The following is a 6,044-nucleotide window of genomic DNA, read 5'->3' as shown; positions in this document are numbered from 1 at the left end:
ACCGGTCCTGACGGGGGGGAGCGGGCCCCGGCGGGATCGCCGGGGCCCGCTCCGTGCCCGGCAGGACAGGAGTCCGACGGGTCAGACGCTCGGGGCCGCGTCGGTGGGCGGCCGGTCGACGGCCGGGAGCGGCCCGGCGAGGTACACCGCCTGCGGGGCGAGGGCGGGGGCGGGCGCGGCCAGGGCTCCGGCGACGATCAGGCCGAGTCCGGCCAGGTGGAACGGGAGGGAGAGCAGGACGGGCGCGTTGATCGCCATGGCGAGCCCGAGTTCGTCGTAGAGGCTGTCCGTCGCGAAGGCCAGCACGACCGAGACGACGATCGGGCTCACCGCCATGACGAGGCAGCCGATCATCGCCAGGCGGGCGTTCCGCCCCCTGCGGCGCAGGAAGGTGCCGGCCACGACGGCTCCGGCCAGCGGGACGAGGACGTTGGCGGATCCGACGATCAAGCTGACCAGCCGGGCCGTCTCGTAGTCGGTCACAGCACTCCATCAGTGGTCGGAAACCGGTGGGTCGGCGAGCAGCACCTCTCGGAACGCGAAGATAGCGGTCCGGCAGGGCCGCGTACAGCCGGATTCACCGCACGCCCGGCCCTGCCGGGCCGCACCCCCGCGCTCACCCCGCCGGACGGCTGAGCAGACGCCCGTCCGCCGAGACGGCGAGGAGGCGGCCGGCGTGGGCGGCGAGGGCGACGGCTGGCGGGAACGAGCCCTCCGCCGGGACGAACGGGACACCCGGCCCGGCTGTCGGGGGGCGGGTGGCGAGGCCGGTCGGGGTGAGCGCGTGCAGGCGGCCGTTCAGCACCGCGAGGGCCGTGGCCCCGGCGGCGGGACCGAGCGGACGCCACGGCTCCTCGGGGGCGAGGGCGGGCCGGTGGTGCAGGGTGTCGTCGTGCGGGGTGACGGCGAACAGCGTGCCGTCGCAGACCGCGAGCGCCGCCGTCCCGCGCGGGACGTGACCGGCGGCGGCCCAGGGGGCCGGACCGGGGACGGGGTCGCGGGTGAGCAGCCGGTCGTCCTCGGTGACGGCCAGCAGGGCGAGCGGGACCGGGCCGGCGGCCTCGCGCGGGGCGGTGAGGCAGCGGATCGGGGCGACCGGTGCGGCGGCGGGCCCGGGGGCGCTGCCGGTCCGCGCCCCTGCGGCGGGCCCGGACACGGGCGGGCAGGGCGTCCAGGGGAGGTTCTGGTCGCCGGGCTCACGGTGGAGCAGGGTGGTGCCGTCCCCGGCGACGGCGAAGAGCAGTCCCTCGCACACGGCGAGGGCCCGCAGCCCCTCCGCCGGACCGACGGTGTGCCAGCGCGGTGCGGCGGCGCCGCCGAGGCGGTCGAGGACGTTGCGGGTGATCCGGTCGACCACCGGATCGCCCAGGGCCCGACCCCAGTTGATGGTGGCGGCGTTGAAGACGGTCCCCGCGCCGAGCCGGTGGACGCCCATGGTGGCCCAGCCACCCTGCCCGTGGGCACGCCAGTGCCGCAGGTCGGCGGTGGCGAGGACGGCGAAGGAGCGGGGGGTGCCGTCGCGGCCGGTGGCCCGCGGGACGCCGGCGGACCAGTCGAGTTCGGCGGCGTCGGTCTCGTAGCCGAGGGCGCCGCGCGCGAAGGTGTCGCCGTCGGCCAGACCGGTGCCGTCGAAGACCCAGTGGTCGGCGAAGCGGACGGTGTACGACTCGCGGCCGATGACCGCCATCCCGTCGCCCCAGGCGCCGGCGCCGTGGCGGAAGCTGACGCCGGTCATGGTGTTCTCCGGACGGTCGACCGGGGAGCTGGACCACTCGACGGTGGCACGGCGCGGGTCGGTGGCGGTGACCGGGTCGGCGGCGGCGTCCCGGTGGCAGACCAGGGTGCGGCCGCCGTCCTCCAGGCGGATCTGCCACCACGCCGTATTGGCCGCGAAGAAGGCCAGGTTGCCGCCCCGGCGGGCGAACTCCTCGACGGTGTCCCGCATTTCGGCGGACCAGTACTCGTCGTGCCCGTTGACGACCAACAGCCGGTAGGAGGAGAGGAGTTCGGCACCACCGGGCCGGTCGTGCAGGTCGAGTCCGGAGCAGTACTCGACCGGGTATCCGGCCCGGGGCAGCCAGTGGAGCAGCGGCTCCTCCCAGCGCTCGGGCGGCGGACCGCCGCCGGGCGCGTCGAGCGGGACCCGGGCGGCGCGGTCCGGCTGTTCGGCGTAGTAGAGGCCCCGGCCGGGCTGCCCGGCCCGGTGGTAGGCGCGCCAGGTGGCGAACGGGATCGAGACCAGGGTGCCGGAGACGGCGCCGGGCCGGGCGGCGCGCACCACGAACCAGACCTCGTGCTCGGCGTCCCGCTCGGGAGCGGGCTGCTCCGGGCGCTCGTCGTGGAAGCTCGCCCGGTAGAGCGAACTCGGCCAGCCGACGGGCACGGTGAGGTCGAAGAGCCGCCCGGTGACGGCCGTCTTGAGCCGGACCTCGCCGGTCACCGCGTCGGTGACGACGACCCGCCCGCGCAGCGGCCGGCCGCTCCGGCCGCCCTCGCCTCCGTCGCCCTCGTCGTCGCCGGGGGCGAGGTGGAAGCGGAGCCGCCCGCCCTGCACGCACGAGGTGCCCTCCGCGCGGGCGAGCGGCCTCGGGACCGGGCCCGCCGTCACGAGTCCGCGTCCCGGTACCCGGCGAGCAGCCCGGGCAGGTCGGCGAGCCGGGGCGGCCGGCCGGCGGCGGAGGCGACGACGACCTCCTCGATCGCCCGCAGATGGGCGTGGACGGCGTCCGGGGGCAGGTAGGCGGTGTCGGCGGTCAGGGTGACGGTGAGGGCCGTGTCGTCCCCGGTCAGGTGGAGGCAGTAGCGGCAGGCGACCCGCTCCTGGGTGGCCGGGAAGTCGAGGACGGTCCGCCGGCGGAGCGCGGCCAGCTCCTCCCCGGCCGGCAACGCCCCCTCGCGGAGCGGCCGTTCGACCAGTCGCATGTCGTTGAAGCAGCAGTAGGGGTGGACCTCGGTGCCGCGCTCGCGGGCGATCCCGGCGAGCAGGGCGTCCCACTCCACCGGGTCGTAGGCGGCTGCCCGGTAGCCGGCCAGCGCGGCCCGCCAGGCGGCCGGGAGCAGGTCGGTGAAGACGATCCGGCCGTCCGGGTCCGCCGGCAGGTCCAGGACGACCAGGGCGTCCTGGGAGAGCGTGCCGACGAGGTCGCGGTGGTCCCGGGCGGCCCGGTTCCCGGCGATGGGCAGGACGGCCGCGGCCGGGTGCCCCTGGTCGGCGGCGACCAGGACCGCCGAGGCGGCGAGCAGCACCGTGGAGCCGCTGACCAGGTGGGCGGCGGCCAGCGCGTCGACCGCCGGCGGAAGGGCCGCGGAGACCAGCCGGCCGGTCCAGAACCGGGGCGTGCGCGGCTCGGCGACCGGCTCGGCGAACATGGTCGGCGGTACCCGGCGCAGGTCCGCCTCCCAGCGGGCCAGCGCGGCGGCGCCCCGGCGCCGGCCGGCCGGTCCGTGCTGCTCGTGCGCGAGGTCGAACGGGGTGTCGGCGCAGAGCCGGCCCGCGGAGCCGCGCCGGACCAGCAACCGCAGGTCCCGCAGCAGCACCTCGGCGCCGTGGCCGTCGGAGGCCAGGTGGCAGAGGGCCAGCACGGCGTGGGTAATCCGGCCGCCGCTGCGGACCGCGCCGATCCGGACCGGCCACTCCTGCGTGTAGTCGAACCGCCGCCCGGCGAGCACGGCGAGCAGGTCCTCGGCGGCCTGCCCGGCTCGGGCCGGATCGGGCTCGTCGTGGACGGTCACGCCGATCTCGCCGCCGGCGAGGAGGTGCTGGCGCGGTTCGCCGACCTCGTCCAGGACGAGTCGGGTGCGGAGCGCCTCGTGCCGGGTGAGCAGCGCGGCGACGGCCTCCGCGAACCGCGGCACGTCGACGGGGGCTCCCCGGTCGGCGAGCGGGAGCACCCGGCCCAGGTTGAAGTAGTGGTCGTTGGGCACGGTGCGGCCGATGGCGTGCCAGATGGCGCGCTGGCCCCAGGTGAGCGGGGCGAGGCCGGTGCGGGTGCCGGTGAAGGCGACGGTGAGGTCGCCCGGCCCGGCCGGGGGCGGGTCGGTCACGGCCGGCCCGCCCACGTCCACGGCCGGCCCGGCTTCGGCGGGTCCGCTCATCCGGTGGGCTCCACCCCGAGTCGGCGGAGGCGTTCGGCCAGGCCGTCCAGGCCCTCCGCGTGGAGCGCCGGGTCACCGAGGTCGATCAGCACCTCGTACTCCTCCTCCAGGCCGTCGGCGAGGCGCAGCAGTGCCAGCGAGGAGACCCCGAGGGCTGTCAACGAGGCTTCGGAGGCGAGGAGTTCGTCCTGTCCGAGCTGCCCGTCGGTGGCGTCGGAGAGCAACGCGGCGAGGCGGCGACGCAGGGCGTCGGCGGGGGCGGGCGCGGCGGCGTTCACCGGGCGGCCCCGCCGGTGGCGGCCGCCTGCTCGGCGAGGCGGCGGCGCAGGCTGAGCGGGCGGATGTCCGGCCAGACCCGGTCGACGTGGGCGGCGCACTCCTCCTCCGTCCCGACGAACCCCTCGGCACGCCAGCCGGCGGGCAGCGGGGCGCCGGACGGCCAGAGGGCGTGCTGCTCCTCGTCGTTGACGACCACCTGGTACGCGGTTGCGGTGCTCACGGGCTACTCCTTGCGAAGGTCGGCGACGGCGGCGACGACGCCGCGCACGGTCGGGGTGTCGAAGAAGACGTCCAGCGGGACGGTGACGCCGAGCTGTCGGCGGATCCGGGCGGCGATGGACGTCATCAGCAGCGAGTGGCCGCCGAGGTCGAAGAAGTCCTCGTCCGGCCCGAGGTCGTCCAGCCGCAGCACCTCGCGCCAGATGGCGAGCACGGCGGCGGTGGTGTCGTCGGGCTCGTCCGGCCCGGTGGCCGGGGCGGTCGCCGGGGCGGTCGCCGGGGCGGCCGGCTCCGGCCGGACGGTGACCGGTTCGGGCAGGGCCGCGCGGTCCAGCTTGCCGTTCGGGGTGAGCGGGAACGCGGCGAGCACGACGTAGGCGCTCGGCAGGACGGCGGCGGGCAGCGTGGCGGCGAGGTGGGCGCGCAGTTCGTCCGGCCCGGGCGGAGGACCGGCGGGACCGGCGGGACCGGCGGGACCGGCGGGACCGGCGGGGACGACGTAGGCGGCGAGCCTGCGGTCACCGTCGGGGCCGTACAGGGTGGCGGCGGCCCGGGCCACGGCCGGGTGTTCGGCCAGCCTGGCCTCGATCTCGCCGAGTTCGATCCGGTGGCCGCGCAGCTTGACCTGCGTGTCGGCGCGGCCGACGTACTCCAGGGCGCCGCCGGGGTGCAGCCGGACGAGGTCGCCGGTGCGGTAGAGCCGGGCGCCGGGCGGCCCGTACGGGTCGGGGAGGAAGCGGGTGGCGGTGAGGCCGGGGCGGCCCCGGTAGCCGTGGGCGACGCCCGCACCGCCGAGGTACAGCTCGCCCGCCAGCCCGGAGGGGACGGGGTGCAGGCGTTCGTCCAGGACGTGGGCGCGGGTGTTGGCGAGCGGCTCGCCGATGCTGACCCGGCCGTCGGTCTCGACGGGTTCGGCGAGGGTGGACCAGACGGTGGTCTCGGTGGGGCCGTAGACGTTGACCAGCCGGGCGGTGGCGGCGGCCAGTTCGGCCGCGAGCGGGGCGGGCAGCGCCTCGCCGCCGGTGAGCGCGGTCAGACCGGGCGCCGCACCCCGGAGGCCGGCGTCGAGCAGGACCCGCCAGCCGCTGGGGGTGGCCTGGACGTGGCTGATCCGCTCGCGCCCGATCAGCCGGAGCAGCGCGGGCCCGTCCCGGTGGGCGCCCTCGGGGGCGAGGACGACCCGGCCGCCGGTGGTCAGCGGGAGCAGCAGCTCGACGGTGGAGATGTCGAAGGAGAGCGAGGTGAGCCCGAGCCAGCGGTCCTCCGGGCGGCTGCCGAGCCGGTCGCGCAGGGCGGCGAGCAGGTTGGCGAGCGCGCCGTGCGGCACCTCGACGCCCTTGGGGGTGCCGGTGGAGCCGGAGGTGTAGAGGACGTAGGCGGGGTGGGCGGGTGAGGGGGCCCCGGGCCGAGCGGGGCCCCCACACCGGCCCGGGGCGCCCCGCCGGGCGGGG

General features: G+C 77.6%; 6 protein-coding genes. All 6 read right to left on the bottom strand.

From position 1 onward, the window contains the following. Positions 1-81: 81 nt before the first annotated feature. The gene (locus ACFWOG_RS02765) at positions 82-483 is read right to left on the bottom strand and encodes a hypothetical protein (protein ID WP_355403719.1); all 402 of its coding nucleotides are present in this window, start codon (positions 481-483) and stop codon (positions 82-84) included. Between the two features lie 133 nt (positions 484-616). Continuing rightward, positions 617-2,608 (bottom strand): N,N-dimethylformamidase beta subunit family domain-containing protein, encoded by a 1,992-nt coding sequence (locus ACFWOG_RS02760; protein WP_380354022.1) that lies wholly within the window; start codon positions 2,606-2,608, stop codon positions 617-619. Further along, the gene (locus ACFWOG_RS02755) at positions 2,605-4,095 is read right to left on the bottom strand and encodes a condensation domain-containing protein (protein WP_380354019.1); all 1,491 of its coding nucleotides are present in this window, start codon (positions 4,093-4,095) and stop codon (positions 2,605-2,607) included. The genes ACFWOG_RS02760 and ACFWOG_RS02755 overlap by 4 nt, the downstream gene beginning before the upstream one ends. After that, positions 4,092-4,373, bottom strand: coding sequence for an acyl carrier protein (locus tag ACFWOG_RS02750; RefSeq protein ID WP_329951318.1), 282 nt, complete (start codon positions 4,371-4,373; stop codon positions 4,092-4,094). Before ACFWOG_RS02750 ends, ACFWOG_RS02755 begins: the two co-directional genes overlap by 4 nt. Beyond that, positions 4,370-4,594 (bottom strand): MbtH family NRPS accessory protein, encoded by a 225-nt coding sequence (locus ACFWOG_RS02745; RefSeq protein WP_329951317.1) that lies wholly within the window; start codon positions 4,592-4,594, stop codon positions 4,370-4,372. Before ACFWOG_RS02745 ends, ACFWOG_RS02750 begins: the two co-directional genes overlap by 4 nt. Positions 4,595-4,597: 3 nt before the next feature. After that, positions 4,598-6,044: amino acid adenylation domain-containing protein (locus ACFWOG_RS02740; protein WP_380354015.1), on the bottom strand; the 1,447-nt coding region annotated here is incomplete at its 5' end.

The sequence above is a fragment of the Kitasatospora sp. NPDC058406 genome, from assembly GCF_042722765.1.
Taxonomy (GTDB): domain Bacteria; phylum Actinomycetota; class Actinomycetes; order Streptomycetales; family Streptomycetaceae; genus Kitasatospora.
This window is presented reverse-complemented; position numbering and strand designations above follow the sequence as displayed.